At 61.1% G+C, this 3,167-nt stretch carries 4 protein-coding genes; 1 reads left to right on the top strand and 3 read right to left on the bottom strand.

Going from position 1 to position 3,167, the window contains the following annotated elements; all coding sequences use genetic code 11:
- The 3 genes from HX846_RS33645 to HX846_RS33635 all read right to left on the bottom strand — a co-directional run.
- A partial coding sequence (locus HX846_RS33645; protein ID WP_178967091.1) for a pyridoxal phosphate-dependent aminotransferase occupies positions 1 to 737 on the bottom strand: 737 nt, incomplete at its 3' end.
- A 103-nt stretch (positions 738 to 840) separates the two neighbouring features.
- On the bottom strand, positions 841 to 1,632 hold the full coding sequence (locus HX846_RS33640; protein ID WP_003217058.1) for a CDP-diacylglycerol diphosphatase: 792 nt from the start codon (positions 1,630 to 1,632) through the stop codon (positions 841 to 843).
- A gap of 69 nt (positions 1,633 to 1,701) precedes the next feature.
- Positions 1,702 to 2,685: an aldo/keto reductase gene (locus HX846_RS33635; RefSeq protein WP_003217060.1), complete on the bottom strand. Its 984-nt coding sequence runs from the start codon at positions 2,683 to 2,685 to the stop codon at positions 1,702 to 1,704.
- Between the two features lie 111 nt (positions 2,686 to 2,796).
- Here HX846_RS33635 and HX846_RS33630 point away from each other — a divergent pair.
- Positions 2,797 to 3,167: LysR family transcriptional regulator (locus HX846_RS33630; RefSeq protein ID WP_178967090.1), on the top strand; the 371-nt coding region annotated here is incomplete at its 3' end.

Here is a 3,167-nt window from a genome sequence, read left to right as displayed (position 1 = left end):
ATGCGCCAGCCGGTCATGGCATGGGACTTGGACAGGCTGCCGATTACGATGCAGCGATCGGCCATGCCCGGCAACGCGGCCAGGCTATGGTATTCGCCATCGAACACCAGGCTTTCGTAGACCTCGTCCACCACGACCCACAGTTCATGCTCGATCGCCAGGTCGGCGATCACCTGCAATTCCTGAGGGTTGAGGACAACGCCGGTGGGATTGTTGGGGTTGGAGAAGAAGATCGCCCGGGTGCGAGGCGTAATGGCGGCAGCCAGCAGTGCCGGGTCGAGGCGAAAGCCCGAGTCGGCGGAACACGGCACCCGCACCAGCGTTGCGCCGCTGGCCTTGAGGGTCGCTTCGTAGGTGACGTACATCGGGTCGAGCACGATCACTTCATCACCGGCCTGCAACAGGCACAGCGAGGTGACGAACAAAGCGTTCTGCGCACCGGCCACGGTGATGACGTTTTCAGCGTCGAGCGGGCGAGCCAGGGACTGGCTGTAGCGCGCGGCGATGGCATCGCGCAGTGCCGGGCGGCCGGGGATTTCGGTGTAGTGGGTGTCGCCCTGGCGCAGGGCCTCGACGGCGGCGTCGGTGATGAACGAGGGTGTGGCGAAATCCGGATCGCCCACACTCAGGATGATGATGTCTTCGCCTTTGCTGCTGGCCTGGAAGGCGGCGTGGTGGATGTCCCAGGCGGCTACGCCCTGCCCTGCAATTCGCTCGACAAAAGGTGAAAACCGCATGCCAGTGCCTCTCGTTCAATCAGAAAAAGCGCAAGCCCGCCTGTTACCAGGCAGGGGGTGCAGCCAACATAATTGAAACTGAACACTCGTTCAACGGCAAACTTCACCGGATGTCGTTAACAGCTAAAACAGGTCGTTGTGGTGGTTTGTCCATCAGGTTGCATTGGCGGTCCTGCAGTTCTTCGGCGGAGGCCAGGTTCCATTCCTTGAGCGTCAACCGCGTGGTCAACAGTACGAAGTTGCCGTTCGCCGCTGGTGCCAACAGCAAGCTGTAACTGGCCATGGCGTCGCCCTGGGCCTGCACGTAGTCATTCAGGATGGCCAATGGGTCGCGCAGGTCGAATTCCACCGCCGACAACGTACGGGCACTGTAGGTATGCCCCTGCAGTTTTACCGGCAGGGTTTGCCAGTGCTCGTCGAGGGTTGCCGCGCGTTCGTTGAGGGTGTTGAAAATGTCGGGGCGCAGGCAGGCGATATGAATGTGCAACTGGTTTTGCGTGCGGCCATACCGCGAGTTGATCGCCAGGGATACATAACGGTCGGCAATCGGCGTTTGCAGGCCGGCCGAGAGTACATCGTGGTGTTTCCAGGCCTGGGCAAAGTAATGCGGCAACAAGTCCCGGGCCAGCGCGACGTCTTCGATTCCGGTGACTTTATCGGTGGGGATCAGTAAGTCCTGGTACGGGCCGTTGAGGTCCTTGAGCAGCGCGAACCCCTTGTCCGGATCAACCTCGAGGCAGGGGCGCGGATTCTGGTGCTGGTTCTGGTCGGGCACGCATTGACGGCTGACGATCTGCCACAGCACATCGGGATTGCCGCGCCATTTCCAGGCGGCTGCCACCGCCACCACACACAGCAAACCACCCATGATCTTGAACAAGGGACCGCGCTTCATGCCAAAAACCTCAACGCCAAAGGAATGTCTTTTGTGTTTTGCAGCTGCAAGACATCCCTGTCGCAAAGGTTAACGCTGGGCCGGGGCCATGAACTCCGGCCCTACCGGGTCTTTTATCGTGCTGGCCAGAATACGGTCGATATGTTGCAGGTCATCGGCCGTGAGCTGCCAGCCGAACGCATCTTCAACGCCTTTGAGCTGCTCCGGCCGGCGGGCGCCCCACAGTGCAACCGTGGGGCCCTGGTCCAGCACCCAGCGCAACGCCAGGGCCAGCACAGACTTGCCGTGGCATTCGCGAGCGTACACGTCCAATGCCGCGACCGCCGCCAGGTACTGCTCAAAGCGTGGCGCCTTGAATTTCGGGTCGAGCTTGCGCACGTCATCCCCGGTAAAACCCGTGGCCGCGTGCATGCTGCCGCTCAACAAACCCCGGCACAGCGAACCGTAAGCCAAAACCACCAGTGAATTTTGCTTGGCGTACGGCAGGATATCGCTGTCGATCGCCCGCTCAAACAGGTTGTAGGGCGGCTGCACGGTGTCCAGGTGCGTGTACTGGCGGAAATCGTCCATTTGCGCAGGCGAATAATTGCTCACCCCCACGGCAAGGATCTTGCCTTCACGGCGCAGTTTTTCCAGCTCGCCGGCGGTTTCCTCCTGGGCTACCAACGGGTCGGGCCAGTGAATCTGGTAGAGGTCGATGTAGTCGGTTTCGAGGCGCAGCAGTGAGTCTTCGATTTCCTTGCGGATACGTCGGGCCGTGGCATTGCGGCGCACCGTGCCGTCGTCCCATTGCAACCCGGCCTTGGTGGCGATCACCGCCGTGTGGCGTACACCGCGCAGGGCCCGGCCGATCAGTTCTTCCGACAGCCCAAGGCCGTAGACCGGCGCACTGTCGATAAAGTTGATGCCGCTGGCCAGCGCATGGCGAATGGTCTTGACCGAGACCTCATTATCGGCGCCGCCCCACATCGAGCCACCCATGGACCAGGTGCCCAGGGCAATCCGCGAGACGGCCTTGTCGATGCCCGGGATCTTGATGGTTTCGATACTCATGAAAAAGCCTCCGCCAGAAACAATCAGTAAAAAAACGATTACTCTAGATCATCCGTGGTTGAATCGGGCTCAACGCCGCGTGCAACCCAAACCCCATAAAAGGTGCTTGATATGGCTGCGTTCAACCGCTCCGAGTTGGCCGACCTGAATGTTTTCATGGCGATCATCCGTCGCCGCAGTTTCCGGCATGCCGCCAATGAACTTGGCGTCACCACCTCGGCCCTGAGCCACACCATGCGCAACCTGGAAACGCGCCTGGGGGTCAAATTGCTGTATCGCACCAGCCGCGCCGTAGAGCCTACCGATGCCGGCGTGGTACTGGCGGAAAAACTCAGTGCCGGCTTTGCGACGATCCAGGACGGCCTCGACACCCTCGAACTGTACCGCGAGGCGCCGATTGGCCGCCTGCGCCTGAACGTACCCCGGGATGCCGCGGTGCTGCTGATTTCGCCGGTGCTCGGCGAGTTCACCCGCACCTACCC

The sequence above is a fragment of the Pseudomonas sp. K5002 genome, assembly GCF_013386655.1.
Taxonomy (GTDB): Bacteria; Pseudomonadota; Gammaproteobacteria; order Pseudomonadales; family Pseudomonadaceae; genus Aquipseudomonas.
This window is presented reverse-complemented; position numbering and strand designations above follow the sequence as displayed.

What these genes read in the sequence shown, in the direction of transcription:
- HX846_RS33635 (WP_003217060.1), bottom strand. Translation starts at nt 2,685, where the DNA reads ATGAGTATCGAAACCATCAAGATCCCGGGCATCGACAAGGCCGTCTCG.
- HX846_RS33640 (WP_003217058.1), bottom strand. Translation starts at nt 1,632, where the DNA reads ATGAAGCGCGGTCCCTTGTTCAAGATCATGGGTGGTTTGCTGTGTGTG.